This window comes from Aeromicrobium wangtongii, from assembly GCF_024584515.1.
Classification (GTDB): Bacteria; Actinomycetota; Actinomycetes; order Propionibacteriales; family Nocardioidaceae; genus Aeromicrobium; species Aeromicrobium wangtongii.
Window position 1 is genome coordinate 342,007 of record NZ_CP102173.1, and the last position, 14,552, is coordinate 356,558.

Sequence of the window (14,552 nt, forward strand, 5' to 3'; positions counted from 1 at the left end):
GTCACGGCCGCATGGGGTCAGGGAAGACAATCTGGGCGGTTGTGGCTAGGCTCGATCCAGCGCGGCCCCGGTCCCTCCCCTGGATGATCGGGGTCGCGTCCTGTCTGCTCAGACCTGCCGGGCGCTGTCCCCCCAGTACGGCTTGCGGAGCTCACGCTTGAGGATCTTGCCCGACGGATTGCGTGGCAGCGCCTCGACGACGTCGATCGAGGCGGGAACCTTGAAGCCGGCGAGGCGCTCGCGGGCGAAGGCGATCAGCTCGGCGGCGGAGGCCGACTGGTCGGGCTTGAAGGCCACGACCGCCTTGACCGTCTCGCCCCAGCGGTCGTCGGGCACGCCGATGATCGCGATCTCGGCCACCGCGGGGTGCTCGGCCAGCACCCGCTCCACCTCGGGGGAGTAGACGTTCTCGCCACCGGTGATGATCATGTCCTTGAGGCGGTCCTCGATGAACAAGAAGCCGTCCTCGTCGACGCGTCCCAGGTCGCCGGTCCGGACCCAGCCGTCCTCGGTGATGAGCTCCGCGGTGGCGTCCGGTCGGCCGAGATAGCCGATCGTGGCCTGCGGGGTGCGGAACCACACCTCGCCCGATGCCCCGGTGGGGACGTCTCGCAGCGTCGTGGGGTCCACGATGCGCATCTCGGCCTTGGGCACGGGAAGCCCCGCCGAGACGAGTCGTTCAGGATGATCGGGGTCGCGGTGCGCGGCGTCGTCGAGCACCGTGATGACGCCGCCGAACTCGGTCATCCCGTAGACCTGCTGGAACTCGGTGTCCGGCCACGCCTCCAGCGCGGCGCGCAGGACCGGTGGGGGCATCGGCGCCGCGCCGTAGCCGACTGCCTTGAGGCGTCCGAACAGCGCCATGGCCTGTGGGCCGGCCGCCACGAGCGCCGCGATGACCGCCGGCACCAGGAAGGCGTGGGTGCAGCCGGCCATGATGCCGCCGGCCATGAGCGTCGCGTCGACCTCGCTGACGATGTAGGCCGGCACGCCGAGCGCCGGACCGAGCAGGGCGTACGACGCTCCGCCGACGTGGAACATCGGCATCGCCACCAGCATCATGTCGCCATCGGTGTAGGTCGTGTCGCCCGAGCCGTTGAGGCTGTGCTCGATCATGGCGTGCTGGGTCAGCTGGACGCCCTTGGGCCGTCCGGTCGTCCCGGAGCTGTACATCACGACGCACACGTCCTCCGGCGAGACATCGTCCTGGCGGTCGGTGGCGGGGCCGGCAGCCAGCCAGGCGTCGTACTCGTCGTGCTCGCCACCGACCACGACGATCCGCTCGACGTGCTCCAGCCGGTCGCGCACCAGCTCGAGCTGGTCCGCCAGGTGGTGCCCGACGAACAGGACCCGCGCGCCGCAGTCGTTGATGACGTAGTCGAGCTCATCGCCGGCGAGGCGCCAGTTCACCACGGTCGTCGCGACGCCCAGCAGGGAGCCGCCGAGCAGGACCTGCAGGATCGCGGGGTTGTTCTTGTCCAGGAAGGCGACCCGGTCGCCCCGGTGGACGCCCTCGGCCTGCAGCGCCCCGGCCGCATGACGGACCGACTCCCAGGCCTGCGACCACGTCCACCGCCGCTCACCGAAGACCCAGCACAGGTCATCGGGGCGTTCCGCGGCGCGAGCGGCCAGGAAGTCGGGCAGGAACGTGGCGGCGGGCGTGGTGCTCATGGCGGCTCCAGATACTGTGATGTGGGTCACGTCACAGTAGCGGGGTGGAGTGTCCGCGTCAGCCCTCCAGCGTCTGCGCGATGCGGTCGAGGGTCTTGTTCATGTCGTTCTTGGTCTTGCCGGCCATCTTGCTGCGCTTGAGCAGGAAGCCCTGCTTGTCCTGCGAGAGGTCCCACGTCTCGCGGACGATCGTTCCGTCGGTGGTCGGCTCGAGCTCGTACCGCCACACGCGTCCGCCGATGAGGCCCTTGAGCCCGGTGGTCTTCCAGGCGATCCGGCGATCCGGCTCGAACTCGACCACCGTGTTGGACGTCGAGTACGGGATGCCCATGTGCATCGACATCCCGAAGGTCGTGCCCAGGCTCAGCGGCTGGGAGTCCTGCCGCGTGCCGCGGACGGAGCCGGAGCCGTCGAACTGGCTGTGCTTGGCGGCATCCGCGAGCAGGGCGAAGATCTGGGCGGGCGCGGCCTTGATGGTGCGCTGGACCGTGATGGCGTCGGAAGTCATCGACCCACCCTAGGGGAGATGGCACCCAAGATTGGGTCGAGCGACACGGCCGCCCCTACACTTGAGCACGTGCCCCGCGGAGATGGACGCCTCACCCACGACATCGACCCCCAGGACGCCGGACCCCAGGATGCCTGTGGCGTCTTCGGCGTCTGGGCGCCCGGCGAGGAAGTCGCCAAGCTGACCTACTTCGGTCTGTACGCATTGCAGCACCGCGGCCAGGAGTCGGCCGGCATCGCGGTCAGCAACGGCCGGCAGATCCTGGTCTACAAGGACATGGGGCTGGTGTCCCAGGTCTTCGACGAGGCGACGCTCGACTCGCTCAAGGGCGAGATCGCGATCGGGCACGCCCGGTACTCCACGACCGGCTCCAGCGTCTGGCACAACGCCCAGCCCACCTTCCGGCCCACCGCCTCCGGCTCGGTCGCCCTGGGCCACAACGGCAACCTGACCAACACCGCCGAGCTGGTCACCCTGCTTCAGCAGCGCGATGCCGAGGCCGGCACCCAGCTCGGCAAGGGTGAGACCGCCACCTCTGACACCTCGGTCATGGCGACGCTGCTGTCGTCCTATCCGGACCGCTCGGTCGAGGAGGCTGCGCTCGAGGTGCTGCCGCTGCTGCGCGGTGCCTTCTCGCTGGTCTTCATGGACGAGGGCACCCTGTACGCGGCCCGCGACCCCCAGGGCATCCGTCCGCTGGTGCTCGGCCGGCTGGAGCGCGGCTGGGTCGTGGCCAGCGAGACCGCAGCCCTGGACATCGTCGGCGCCTCGTACATCCGCGAGATCGAGCCGGGCGAGTTCATCGCGATCGACGCCCACGGTCTGCGCACCGAGCGGTTCGCCAAGGCCGAGCCCAAGGGCTGCATCTTCGAGTACGTCTACCTCGCGCGCCCCGACACCACGATCGCCGATCAGCGGGTGTTCTCGGTGCGCGCGGAGATCGGCCGCCGGCTCGCCCGCGAGTTCCCGGTCGAGGCCGATCTGGTGATCCCGGTGCCGGAGTCGGGCACCCCCGCCGCGATCGGCTACGCCGAGGAGTCCGGCATCCCATTCGGGCACGGCCTGGTCAAGAACTCCTATGTCGGGCGGACGTTCATCCAGCCCTCGCAGACCCTGCGCCAGCTCGGCATCCGGCTCAAGCTCAACCCGTTGCGCGATGTCATCGCCGGCAAGCGGCTGGTGGTCGTCGACGACTCGATCGTGCGCGGCAACACCCAGCGTGCGCTGGTGCGGATGCTGCGTGAGTTCGGCGCCGCCGAGGTGCATGTGCGCATCTCTTCGCCGCCGGTCAAGTGGCCGTGCTTCTACGGCATCGACTTCGCCTCGCGAGCCGAGCTGATCGCCAACGGCATCTCGGTCGACGAGATCTGCCGCTCGATCGGCGCGGACTCGCTGGCGTACGTGACCCTCGACCAGCTGGTCGAGGCCACCAACCTGCCCAAGGACAACCTGTGCCGTGCGTGCTTCGACGGCATCTACCCCGTCGCCCTCCCCGAGGACGACCTGATCGGCAAGCACCTGATGGAAATTCAGGAAACGCTGCCTCTCGAGGTTCTGTGACATGACGTCCTATGCAAGCGCCGGTGTCTCGATCGAAGAGGGCGACCGCGCGGTCGAGCTCATGAAGGAATGGGTCGACAAGGCCCGCCGCCCCGAGGTCGTCGGCGGCATCGGCGGCTTCGCCGGCCTCTTCGACGCCTCGGCGCTCAAGAACTACCGCAAGCCCTATCTGGCCACATCGGCCGACGGCGTCGGCACCAAGGTGCAGATCGCCCAGCGCATGGACAAGCACGACACGATCGGCTTCGACCTGGTCGGCATGCTGGTCGACGATCTCGTGGTCTGTGGCGCGGAGCCGTTGTTCATGACCGACTACATCGCGTGCGGCAAGGTCGTGCCCGAGCGCATCGCCGACATCGTCAAGGGCATCGCCCAGGCATGCGCCGAGTCGGGCACCGCCCTGCTCGGTGGCGAGACCGCCGAGCATCCCGGGCTGCTGGGCGTCGACGAGTACGACATCGCCGGCTCCACGACCGGCGTCGTCGAGGCCGACCGGCTGATCGGTGCCGAGCTGGTGCGTCCCGGCGACGTGGTCATCGCGATGGCCTCCAGCGGTCTGCACTCCAATGGCTACTCGCTGGTGCGCCACGTCTTCTTCGAGAAGGCCGGCTGGGAGCTCGATCGTCACGTGCCCGAGTTCGGCACGACGCTCGGTGAGCAACTCTTGACACCGACCAGGCTCTACACGCTGCCGTGCCTGGCGCTGACCCGCGAGGTCGAGGTCCACGCGATGTCGCACATCACCGGAGGTGGACTCGCGGCCAACCTGGCCCGCGTGCTGCCGCCGACGGTGTCGGTACGCATCGACCGGTCCACCTGGACGCCCCAGCCCGTGTTCGGTCTGGTCGGCGAGCTGGGCGGGGTCGCGCAGGCCGATCTGGACCTCGCGCTCAACATGGGCGTCGGCATGGTCGCCCTCGTCGCGCCGGATGCTGCGGACGCAGCCCTGGCCCTGCTGGCCGACCGCGGAGTGGACGCGTGGATCGCCGGCGACGTGCAGGAGGCCGGCGTCCACGGCGCCGGCGGAACCGTCACCCTGACCGGCTCACACCGCTGACAGTGCGACAATCCGCACACTGTGGGGGGTCGATGACGAACTTCTTGGCTTCCTTGGGTAGGGTTGGCATCACGACATACTGACTATTTCTCTGCGAGGGGGTCGAGCCTTATGGGCCGCGGCCGTGCGAAAGCCAAACAGACCAAAGTTGCGCGCGACTTGAAGTACCGGACTCCGGACACAGACTTCAACACCCTGCAGCGAGAGCTCCACGGTGAATCGGGCGATCCGATTCCGGAGCAGTACCTCGACCTCGCTCGAGAAGACCCAGCCGCCAGCTGACGCTGTCAGCGAGATGACGGGCATCCCGGCGGGATGCCCGTCATCTGCGGCGTGCTGCGAGCCGTGGGCTCAGCCCTTCGGCAGGTAGACCTGGCGCAGGCGGCCGATCTCGCGGATCCGCTGCTCGGCGACCCGATCGGCAGCGATCGACGGCGGCACACCCTCGGCCTTGGCGCGCGCCAGCACGCTCAAAGTCGTGTCGTAGATCTTGGCCGCCCGTGCCTTCGCGCGGTCGAAGTCGAAGCCCTCGAGCTCGTCGGCGACCTGGATGACGCCGCCGGCGTTGACGCAGTAGTCGGGTGCGTACGTGATGCCGCGCTCCTCCAGCCGCTTCTCGATGCCGTCGTGCGCCAGCTGGTTGTTGGCCGCGCCGCAGACGATCTGCGCGGTCATCGCCTCGACCGACTCGTCGTTCAGCGCGCCGCCCAACGCGCAGGGCGCGTAGATGTCCAGCGGCTCGCGGATCAAGGTGTCGGTGTCCGCGACGGACACGACGCCCGGGTGGGTGGCCAGCAGTGCCGAGACGGCCGGCTCGTACGGATCGGTGATGACGACGTGCGCCTCCTCGGCCATCAGGTGGTCCACGAGGTGCTTGCCGACCTTGCCGACGCCTGCCACGCCGACCCGCTTGCCGGCCAGCGAGGCGTCGCCCCACACGTGCTGTGCCGAGGCGCGCATGCCCTGGTAGACGCCGAAGGCGGTCAGCACTGATGAGTCGCCGGCGCCGCCGTGCTCGACCGTGCGTCCGACCACGAAGTCGCACTCGCGCGCGATGACGTCCATGTCGGCCGAGAACGTGCCGACGTCGCAGGCGGTGAAGTAGCGCCCGTTGAGCGTCTGGACGAAGCGTCCGTAGGCCCGCAGCAGGGCCTCGCCCTTGAGCTTGCCCGGGTCGCCGATGATGACCGCCTTGCCGCCGCCGAGATCCAGTCCGGCCAAGGCGTTCTTGTACGCCATGCCCTGCGACAGGTTCAGGACGTCGGTGAGCGCCTCCGCCTCGGTCGCGTAGGGGTAGAAGCGGGTGCCTCCCAGCGCCGGACCGAGGGCGGTCGAGTAGATCGCGATGATCGCCTTGAGCCCGCTGGCCTCGTCGTGGCAGAAGACGACCTGCTCGTGGTGGCTGCCGAAGGCGGACGGGGTGGACGACGCGGGGGGAGTGCTGGGATCGGTCACGGTAGTGCTCTCTGTGGTGGGTGGCGCGGCAACGATGGTGGGTCACCGCAACGATTGAGCCACGGGGTGATGTGACTCACGATCGACTCTACTAGCGTCGGCGCCGCCGGCGAGCGCAGGTTCGTGGGCGGATGCGGCCGCGATGCACGGGTGCATGATGGGAAGGGTGAAGACTCCGCCGGCGCCCAGCATCTCCTACTCGATCACGATCCGGCTCGAGGTCCCGTCGGGCGGGTCGGCCGTCAGCGATCTCACCACGACCGTCGAGCGGGCCGGCGGGGTCGTGACGGCCCTGGACGTCGCCGCATCGGGCGCCGATGCGCTGCGCATCGACCTCACGTGCGCGGCGTCCGACACCGATCACGCCGATGTCATCGTGACGGCGCTCGCGGCGGTCGAGGACGTGTCGGTCATCAAGGTCTCCGACCGGACGTTCCTGATGCACCTGGGTGGGGTCATCGAGACGGCGACCAAGCACCCGCTGCGCAACCGCGACGATCTCTCGATGATCTACACGCCGGGCGTCGCCCGGATCTGTGAGGCGATCGTGGCGGACAAGGAGGACGCCCGGCGCCTGACCGTAAAGCGCAACAGCGTCGCGGTGGTCAGTGACGGATCGGCGGTCCTGGGGCTGGGCAACATCGGCCCGTACGCGGCGCTGCCGGTCATGGAGGGCAAGGCGGCACTGTTCAAGAACTTCGGTGACATCGACGCGTGGCCCTTGGTCCTCGACACCCAGGACGTGGACCAGATCGTCGAGACGGTCGTGGCGGTCGCGCCGGGATTCGCCGGCATCAACCTCGAGGACATCTCGGCGCCGCGCTGCTTCGAGATCGAGGCCCGGCTGCGCGAGCGGCTCGACATACCGGTGTTCCACGACGACCAGCACGGCACCGCGGTCGTGGTCCTGGCGGCGCTGCGCAATGCGCTGGCCGTCGTCGGCAAGGAGCTGTCGAAGGCGCGCATCGTGATGGCGGGGGCCGGGGCGGCCGGCACCGCGGTGCTGAAGGTCCTGCTCCACGCCGGTGCCGTCGACGTCGTGGTGTGTGATGTGCAGGGTGTCGTGTACTCGGCCCGTGAGGGGCTGGACCCGTCCCTGCAGTGGACGGCGGACCACACCAACATCGAGGGGCTCACCGGCACCCTCCAGGAGGTGCTGCCGGGCGCCGACGTGTTCATCGGCGTCAGCGCGCCGAACCTGCTGGGCGCCGAGGACGTCGAGGCGATGGCTGATGGCGCGATCGTGTTCGCGCTGGCCAACCCGGTGCCGGAGATCGACCCGGCGATCGCCCGCCGGCACGCCGCGGTCGTCGCGACCGGCCGCTCGGACTACCCCAACCAGATCAACAACGTGCTGGCCTTTCCGGGCATCTTCCGCGGGCTGCTCGATGCGCAGAGCCACGGCATCGGCACCGAGGTGCTGCTCGCGGCAGCGGAGGCCATCGCCGGCTCGGTGTCGCGCGAGGAGCTCAACGCCAACTACATCATCCCGAGCGTGTTCCACCACGACGTACACGTCCGCGTCGCGGCAGCGGTGCGAGCGGCCGCGGAGAAGGCCGATGCGTCAGAACACCCAGAAGATGCCGACGACGGTCGGCACGAAGGCTAGGGCGAGCCACGGCGACATCACCCGGGCTCCCAGGATCAGCCGGGTCACGACGTAGGTCACGACGCCGAACACCGCCGACATCGCCAGCAGGAGCACGGCATCGGACGTCCGCCCCTGGCCCTTGACCACCTCGGCCACCACGACCAGTCCGATGACGCCGTGGATCGCGATGGCGAAGAAGGCGATGGCGGCGACGCGGCGCTGCACGCGGCGCAGGGCGACGAGCTGTTCGGCGGTGGACCGGCTCTGGGTGCTCATGGGGTCACGCTCTCCTGTGCGGCGCCGATGATCCGGTGCAGCACGTCGTTGGTGGCGGTCAGGTCGGCCTCGGTCATGCCCAGGCGCTGCAGCATCGTGGCGGGGACGCCCATCGCCTGCTCGCGCAGCGCGCGCCCGGCATCGGTGACGCTGACCGCGAGGACGCGCTCGTCGCTGGTCGAGCGGCGGCGGGTCAGCAGCCCGGCGCTCTCGAGTCGCTTCAGCAGCGGGGACAACGTGCCGGGATCGAGGTGCAGCAGGGAGCTGAGCTCCTTGACCGACGGCTCCTCGTGCTGCCACAGGGCGAGCATCACGAGGTACTGGGGATGGGTCAGGCCCAAGGGCTCCAGGACGCTGCGATACGCCCCGACGACCTCTCGAGCGGCCACGGCGAGGGCGAAGCAGACCTGTTCCTCGAGGGCCAGCGGATTGCGATCGGTCACCTGTCCAGTGTACCAATCATTGGTGCACCAACCAATGTGACGCTGGCCCTGACGTTTTGACGCGACACGCCCGGCGTGTCGCGTCAAAACGTCAGGCCCAGCGGTCAGGGGGCGCTGAACAGGGCGGTGACCAGGCGGCGGCACCGCTGCGTCATCTGCTCGGCCGACTGGTCGGGGTGGTCCACCCACCAGCTGACCAGGGAGTCGACGATCCCCAACCACACCGAGGTCATCGCCGAGGCATCCAGCGGGTCGTCGTTGCCGGCCAGCCCCATGAGCTCGCCGACGCCCTCGGCCGCGACCCGGCCGATGCGGTCGGCGTGCATGGCCGCCGACTCGGCGATGGGGCCCGACGAGGGCGCGGTGGTGTCGAAGAACAGCCGCCACAGGTGGCGCCGGTCCTCCAGCAGCGAGAACATCCCGCCCAGGGTCTGCAGCCCGCGCTCGACGCCCACGGCGTCGCCACCGGCGATCCGCTCGATCTCGGCGGCGACCAGCGTGCCGCTGCGCTCGAGGCAGGCCTGGTACAGCCCGTCCTTGGAGCCGAAGTAGTTGTAGATCAGCGGCTTGGAGATGCCGGCTGCGTCCGCGATGGCCGCCAGCGAGGTGGCCGCGAACCCATGGGTGCCGAAGTGCTCGGACGCGATGTCGAGGATCTGCGCCTCGCGGGCGATCCGGGGGACGCCCTTGGTACCGGCATTGGGTCGGGGCATGCGCGAAGTCTAGTCGTGACAGGGAATTGCGTGCTAATTTACCCGCGAGTCATATGGAGGCCCCGTGGAGATGCTCGACCCACTGAAGAACCCGACGCTCGCGGCGGCGCCGTTCTTCGTCCTGACGCTCCTGATCGAGATCGCCGCGTTCAAGTTCCTCGAGTCCGACAGCGACATGCGGGGCTACGAGAAGAAGGACGCCCGCACCAGTCTGCTGATGGGCATCGGCTCGCTGGCGTCCAGTGCGGTCCTGAAGGTGTCGACCCTGGTCGTGTTCGTCGCCCTGAGCGTCTACGTCGCGCCGTGGCACCTCCCGGACGACACCTGGTGGTCGTGGGCGCTGCTGATCGTCGGGCTGGACCTGTCGTTCTACCTGCAGCACCGCTTCGTGCACCGGGTCCGGATCGGGTGGGCGGCGCACCAGGCCCACCACTCGAGCGAGTACTTCAACTTCTCGACGGCCCTGCGCCAGAAGTGGAACCCGTGGGCCGAGGCGATCTTCTGGGCGCCGTTCCCGCTGCTCGGCTTCGAGCCGTGGATGATCTACATCGCGTTCGGCTTCAACCTGATCTTCCAGTTCTTCCAGCACACCGAGCGCATCGGCACGATGTGGCGTCCCATCGAGCTGATCTTCAACACCCCGTCGCACCACCGCGTCCACCACGGCAGCGACCCGGAGTACCTCGACAAGAACTATGCGGGCATCTTCATCGTCTGGGACCGCATGTTCGGCACCTTCCAGCAGGAGCTGCACCGACCCACCTACGGCCTCACGGTGCCCGTGAACACCTACAACCTGCTGAAGCTGCAGTACGGCCCGTTCGCCGCGCTGCTGCGAGACGTGCGGTCGGCCGACCGGTGGCGCGACAAGATCGGCTACGTCGTCATGCCGCCGGGCTGGCACCCGGGGCAGACGCGCACCGAGGCCCACCAGCCGCAGCTCACAGCGCGCGCGTCGCTCCGCCGTCGACGGGCAGCATGACGCCGGTCAGGTAGCCGGCGGCGGGGGAGAGCAGGAACGCCGCGGCCCTGCCGAACTCCTCGGGACGGCCGTACCGACGCAGCGGGATCGTCTGTTCGGACGCGTCACGGGCCGCCTCCGGGTCCCCGGTCGCGGCATCGAGCGACCGGACCCGGTCGGTGGCCACCCGCCCGGGCAGCAGGCCGTTGACCCGGACACCACGTGGCCCGAGCTCGTCGGCGAGGTTCTTCGCCGCCATCGCCAGGCCCGGACGCAGCCCGTTGGAGATGCCGAGGCCGGGGATCGGCGCCTTCACGGACGTCGAGAGCACGAAGGCGATCGAGCCGCCCTCGGTGAGCCGCTCCGCGACGGCGGTCGCCAGCCGGATGGCCCCGAGGAACACCGTGTCGAAGGAGTCGCGCCACTCCTCCTCGGTGCGGCCCAGGATCGGGCCCGCCGGTGGACCGCCCACGCTGATCAGTGCGCCGTCGAGGCGCCCGAAGCGCTCCTGCGCCGTCGCGATGAGCCGGCCGGGCGCGGACGCGTCCGCATTGTCGAGCGCGATCCCAGCGGCACCGGCGCCGAGTGCAGCCACCGCCCGGTCGACCGACTCCTGCCTGCGCGAGGAGATGACGACCCGCGCGCCTTCCGCGACCAGCTGCTCGGCGGTGGCCAGGCCGAGCCCGCCCGAGGCGCCGGTGAGGATGTACACGCGATCTGCCAGGCCGAGGTCCATGCCGCCAGCCTAGGGACCCAGCCCGAGAACGTGCGGGACTGCCTGTCGACCACTACGGTCGGACCACACCTACGAAAGGGATCACCCATGTACTTCGGTGGATCGATCGCGCTCATCGCGCTCGGAGCGATCTTGTCGTTCGCGGTCCGTGACAACTTCAACGAGATCGACCTGACCGTCGTCGGGTACATCCTGATGGCGGCCGGTGTCCTCGGCATCGTCTTGTCCTTCGTTGCGCAGGGGCAGCGCAATGCGGCCCTGCGCCGCCGGGACGACCTGCCGCCGCGCTGACCCGCTCAGGCGTCCCCGGGCGGCCACACATATGGCAGGTCGTCCGGGACGCCTGGGAACAGGTGCGCGTAGTGCTCGGGGTCCTTGCGCACCAGCGCCGACTGGTGGCTGCGGTGGACGTCCTCGTCGCCCAGCCACGACGGCAGCTCACCGGCGACCTCCAGCTCGGCCTGTGACCGGATGAGCGGTACCCCGGCCAGCCCGACATCGGCCGCGATCGTCGCCCCGCACGTGTCGGCATGACCCCGCCTGAGCCACTCGTCGACGATGGCCAGGCCGTACGCCCCCAGCGCCTCGAGGCGCCCGCGCCACATCAGCGCCGCCGGATGGTGCCGCCACCCGTAGTCGGGCACCGTGATCGCCCGCACGACCTGGATGGTCTCCACCCGCTGCTTGCCCAGCCGGGCCCGGTCGAGGACCGCTGCCGTGGCGGCGAAGTCCGGGAACGGGAGGAAGGTCTGCACCGTGGGGCGGTACCCCGAGGCGCGCGGCCGAAAGCGGCGGGACGGGAAAATCTGGTCCCGTCTGCAATGGTGCGGACAAGACCCGATTCTCTCGTCCACCTCGCGGGTCGCGGTCGAAAGACGAAAGCCCCGCACAGGGTGCGGGGCTTTCGTCTTTGCTGTGGCCAGGGCCGGGGTCGAACCGGCGACCCTCCGCTTTTCAGGCGGATGCTCGTACCAACTGAGCTACCTGGCCACCGCTCGCGAACGAGCGACGACCACCATATCGCACCCCCTTCGTGGTCAACGAACCGTGTCCGCCAACCGCTGCAGCAGCAGGGCCTCGGCGACGCACACCTTGGCGAACTCTCCGACGTGCAGGCCCTCGTCGATGCCGTGGGCCCGGGTGTCGGGATCCTCGACGCCGGTGACCAGCACCGCCGCGTCGGGGAAGATCCGGGCGAACTCGGCGATGAACGGGATCGAGCCGCCCATGCCCATGTCGACCGGCTCGGTGCCGCCCCATGCATCGCGGAACGCCGACCTGGCCGCATCGTAGGCGGGCCCGTCGGCCTCGACCGTGAACGGCTCACCCACCTCGCCGCGCTCGACCGTCACCCGGGCACCGAAGGGCGCGTGCCGCAGCAGGTGGGCCTCCAGCGCGTCGAGGTGCGCCGTCGCGTCGCCGCCGGGGGCCACGCGCATGCTGATCATGGCGCGGGCACTGGGAGCCAATGTGTTGGACGCCGTCGCGACGGGCGTCGCGTCCAGGCCGACGACGCTGACGGCCGGCTCGGCCCACAGCCGTTGCACGATCGAGCCGCGGCCGATCTGCTCGACGCCCGGCAGCACCGACGACTCCGCGCGGAACCGGTCCTCGGGGTACTCCAGGTCGGACGCCGTGCCGTGGTGCAGGCCCTCGACCGCCACCGCGCCGTCCTCGTCGTGAAGGGTCGCCAGCAGCCGGCACATCGTGGTCAGCGCGTCCGGGACGACGCCGCCCCAGATGCCCGAGTGCACGGCGTGGCCCAGCGTCTCGACAGTGACCACGCAGTCGGCCAGCCCGCGCAGCGAGACGGTCAGTGCGGGGACGCCCACGGACCAGTTGGCGGAGTCGGCGATGACGATCGCATCGGCGGTCAGCTCGTCCCGGTACTGCTCCAGCAGGGCGACCAGGCTGGGAGACCCCGACTCCTCCTCGCCCTCGACGAAGACGGTCACGCCGACCGGCGGGTTGCCGTCGTGCGCCCGGAAAGCGGCCAGGTGTGCGGCCACGCCGGCCTTGTCGTCCGCGGCGCCGCGGGCGTAGAGCCGGTCACCGCGACGGGTGGGCTCGAACGGGGGAGAGGTCCACAGCGCCGGGTCGCCGGTGGGCTGGACGTCGTGGTGGGCGTACAGCAGCACCGTGGGCGCTCCGGGCGGTGCGGGGTGGTGTGCGATGACCGCGGGGGCGCCGCCCGCCTCCACGATCTGCGTACGGGCGAATCCGGCTTCGCGGAGCAGCCGTTCGACCTCGGCTGCGGAGCGGTGGACGTCGTCGTGGTGCTCGGGCTGGGCCCAGATCGACGGGATGCGGACGAGGTGCTCGAGATCGTCGAGCACCGAGGGGAGGACGTCGTGGACGCGGGAGGTGATGTCGGCCATACGTCCAGCGTGCCACGCGGCCCCGTGGTGGGCCGCGTGGCAGCGGTGGGTCAGGGTCAGGCCGTCATGATCGCGTCATCGGCCGAGATGCGCGGCAGGCGGTCGAACCAAGCGTTCTCGCCCGGGTGGCCGATGTTGATGACCAGCTGGGTGCGCCACGAGGTGCCGGCAAAGAACTCCTGGTCGATGCCCGCGGCGTCGAAGCCGCCCATCGGGCCGGCGGCCAGTCCGGCGGCACGGATGCCGACGATGAAGAAACCGGTCTGCAGCGCGGTGTTGTAGCGCGCGATCTGGGCGCGGCTGTCTGCGTCGCCGGCGAACATGTCGCCCGCGGTCGGGTTGTGCGGGAAGTGTGCGGCCATCGAGGTGTGGAAGTCGACGTCGGCTGCCACCACGGCGACCACAGGGGCGCTCTCGGTCTTGGCGCGGTTGCCCTCGGCCATCAGCGGCAGGAGGCGCTCGCGGCCGGCGCCCTGCTCGATCAGCAGGAGGCGCATCGGCTGGATGTTCATCATCGTCGGGCCGTACTTGACCAGCTCGAAGATCTCGCGGACCTGGTCGATCTTGACCGGCTCGTCGCTGAAGGAGTTGGCCGAACGGGCCTCGCGGAACAGCACGTCGAGGGTCTCATCGGGCAAGGGGAAGGTTTCAGAACTCATACCCCGTTCAACCTTCGAGGGGAAAAGAAAAATCCCACGCTCCCCGAAGGGAGTCGTGGGCTTTCTCACATGGCGACCCCGACCGGACTCGAACCGGCGACCTCCGCCGTGACAGGGCGGCGCGCTAACCAACTGCGCCACGGGGCCATGTTTTTTCGCGGCTAACCGCGGACGCAACTCTAACGCACACCCCTTTCGAGGACCAAAGCAGGGGGGGTCCCTACGGCTCATCGCCTGCTGTCGGAGGGCGCCGGCGCGACGTCGAGTCGTACAGCCGGTGCTCGCGTTCGAGGCCGTCCCCGGCGCGCGGCCCACGCGCTGTTCGCAGGGAGAGCATGGCGCCGACCAGCACGAGGGCGGTGGCGATGACGACGATCCACTTCATGTCTGAGACCTCTCGGGTGGGGATCGTTCCCACGATAGTTGCCCGCATGCCGGGCGCATCTCGACATGAGGCAGCAACCCGGCGGCGCTGTCTGCGTTGCCGCAGGCGTGGGATGACGGGAGGATGGGGACAGCCCGTTCGCCCCACTGATGCCCCGAC

General features: G+C 69.6%; 17 protein-coding genes and 2 tRNA genes. 6 read left to right on the top strand and 13 right to left on the bottom strand.

Annotated features, from left to right (window positions below):
* Window positions 1-108: 108 nt before the first annotated feature.
* Both NQV15_RS01725 and NQV15_RS01730 read right to left on the bottom strand, forming a co-directional pair.
* Window positions 109-1,671: a long-chain-fatty-acid--CoA ligase gene (locus tag NQV15_RS01725; RefSeq protein ID WP_232403298.1), complete on the bottom strand. Its 1,563-nt coding sequence runs from the start codon at window positions 1,669-1,671 to the stop codon at window positions 109-111.
* A gap of 58 nt (window positions 1,672-1,729) precedes the next feature.
* Window positions 1,730-2,179, bottom strand: coding sequence for an SRPBCC family protein (locus NQV15_RS01730; RefSeq protein WP_232403299.1), 450 nt, complete (start codon window positions 2,177-2,179; stop codon window positions 1,730-1,732).
* A 69-nt stretch (window positions 2,180-2,248) separates the two neighbouring features.
* Here NQV15_RS01730 and purF point away from each other — a divergent pair, with 69 nt between their 5' ends.
* The 3 genes from purF to NQV15_RS01745 all read left to right on the top strand — a co-directional run bounded on the left by purF (window position 2,249) and on the right by NQV15_RS01745 (window position 5,078).
* The gene (gene purF, locus NQV15_RS01735) at window positions 2,249-3,739 is read left to right on the top strand and encodes an amidophosphoribosyltransferase (protein ID WP_232403300.1); all 1,491 of its coding nucleotides are present in this window, start codon (window positions 2,249-2,251) and stop codon (window positions 3,737-3,739) included.
* Between the two features lies 1 nt (window position 3,740).
* Window positions 3,741-4,796 carry a phosphoribosylformylglycinamidine cyclo-ligase gene (purM, locus tag NQV15_RS01740; protein WP_232403301.1) on the top strand — a complete coding sequence of 352 codons (1,056 nt, stop codon included), beginning with the start codon at window positions 3,741-3,743 and terminating at the stop codon, window positions 4,794-4,796.
* A 111-nt stretch (window positions 4,797-4,907) separates the two neighbouring features.
* Window positions 4,908-5,078, top strand: coding sequence for a DUF3073 domain-containing protein (locus tag NQV15_RS01745; RefSeq protein ID WP_232403302.1), 171 nt, complete (start codon window positions 4,908-4,910; stop codon window positions 5,076-5,078).
* 69 nt (window positions 5,079-5,147) lie between these two features.
* On the opposite strand, the gene NQV15_RS01750 is transcribed toward NQV15_RS01745, so the two are convergent.
* Window positions 5,148-6,251, bottom strand: coding sequence for a Glu/Leu/Phe/Val dehydrogenase dimerization domain-containing protein (locus tag NQV15_RS01750; protein ID WP_232403303.1), 1,104 nt, complete (start codon window positions 6,249-6,251; stop codon window positions 5,148-5,150).
* Between the two features lie 166 nt (window positions 6,252-6,417).
* Between NQV15_RS01750 and NQV15_RS01755 the strand changes: the two genes are divergently transcribed.
* Window positions 6,418-7,860, top strand: a complete 1,443-nt coding sequence (locus NQV15_RS01755; RefSeq protein ID WP_404801315.1) for an NAD-dependent malic enzyme — start codon at window positions 6,418-6,420, stop codon at window positions 7,858-7,860.
* Here the strand turns inward: NQV15_RS01755 and NQV15_RS01760 are convergent.
* From NQV15_RS01760 to NQV15_RS01770, 3 genes are all read right to left on the bottom strand, one after another.
* The gene (locus NQV15_RS01760) at window positions 7,816-8,118 is read right to left on the bottom strand and encodes a hypothetical protein (RefSeq protein ID WP_232403305.1); all 303 of its coding nucleotides are present in this window, start codon (window positions 8,116-8,118) and stop codon (window positions 7,816-7,818) included. The genes NQV15_RS01755 and NQV15_RS01760 overlap by 45 nt on opposite strands.
* Entirely contained in the window at window positions 8,115-8,561 is a 447-nt protein-coding gene (locus NQV15_RS01765; RefSeq protein WP_232403307.1) for a MarR family winged helix-turn-helix transcriptional regulator, read from the bottom strand. The genes NQV15_RS01760 and NQV15_RS01765 overlap by 4 nt, the downstream gene beginning before the upstream one ends.
* A 104-nt stretch (window positions 8,562-8,665) precedes the next feature.
* Window positions 8,666-9,274 carry a TetR/AcrR family transcriptional regulator gene (locus NQV15_RS01770; protein WP_232403309.1) on the bottom strand — a complete coding sequence of 203 codons (609 nt, stop codon included), beginning with the start codon at window positions 9,272-9,274 and terminating at the stop codon, window positions 8,666-8,668.
* 70 nt (window positions 9,275-9,344) lie between these two features.
* On the opposite strand from NQV15_RS01770, the gene NQV15_RS01775 reads away from it, so the two are divergent.
* Window positions 9,345-10,256, top strand: coding sequence for a sterol desaturase family protein (locus NQV15_RS01775; RefSeq protein ID WP_232403480.1), 912 nt, complete (start codon window positions 9,345-9,347; stop codon window positions 10,254-10,256).
* On the opposite strand, the gene NQV15_RS01780 is transcribed toward NQV15_RS01775, so the two are convergent.
* On the bottom strand, window positions 10,216-10,971 hold the full coding sequence (locus NQV15_RS01780; RefSeq protein ID WP_232403312.1) for an SDR family oxidoreductase: 756 nt from the start codon (window positions 10,969-10,971) through the stop codon (window positions 10,216-10,218). The two genes, NQV15_RS01775 and NQV15_RS01780, sit on opposite strands and share 41 nt — an antisense overlap.
* A gap of 87 nt (window positions 10,972-11,058) precedes the next feature.
* Here NQV15_RS01780 and NQV15_RS01785 point away from each other — a divergent pair, with 87 nt between their 5' ends.
* Window positions 11,059-11,262: a DUF6458 family protein gene (locus NQV15_RS01785; RefSeq protein WP_232403314.1), complete on the top strand. Its 204-nt coding sequence runs from the start codon at window positions 11,059-11,061 to the stop codon at window positions 11,260-11,262.
* Between the two features lie 5 nt (window positions 11,263-11,267).
* Here the strand turns inward: NQV15_RS01785 and NQV15_RS01790 are convergent, their stop codons facing one another.
* The 6 genes from NQV15_RS01790 to NQV15_RS01815 all read right to left on the bottom strand — a co-directional run bounded on the left by NQV15_RS01790 (window position 11,268) and on the right by NQV15_RS01815 (window position 14,393).
* Entirely contained in the window at window positions 11,268-11,726 is a 459-nt protein-coding gene (locus tag NQV15_RS01790) for an MSMEG_6728 family protein (protein ID WP_232403316.1), read from the bottom strand.
* Window positions 11,727-11,887: 161 nt separating this feature from the next.
* A tRNA-Phe gene (locus NQV15_RS01795) sits at window positions 11,888-11,961 on the bottom strand.
* Between the two features lie 47 nt (window positions 11,962-12,008).
* Entirely contained in the window at window positions 12,009-13,349 is a 1,341-nt protein-coding gene (locus tag NQV15_RS01800; protein WP_232403322.1) for a dipeptidase, read from the bottom strand.
* Window positions 13,350-13,405: 56 nt separating this feature from the next.
* Entirely contained in the window at window positions 13,406-14,008 is a 603-nt protein-coding gene (locus NQV15_RS01805) for a malonic semialdehyde reductase (protein ID WP_232403323.1), read from the bottom strand.
* A gap of 70 nt (window positions 14,009-14,078) precedes the next feature.
* Window positions 14,079-14,155, bottom strand: a tRNA-Asp gene (locus tag NQV15_RS01810).
* A 73-nt stretch (window positions 14,156-14,228) separates the two neighbouring features.
* Window positions 14,229-14,393: a hypothetical protein gene (locus NQV15_RS01815; protein WP_232403324.1), complete on the bottom strand. Its 165-nt coding sequence runs from the start codon at window positions 14,391-14,393 to the stop codon at window positions 14,229-14,231.
* Window positions 14,394-14,552: the final 159 nt, after the last annotated feature.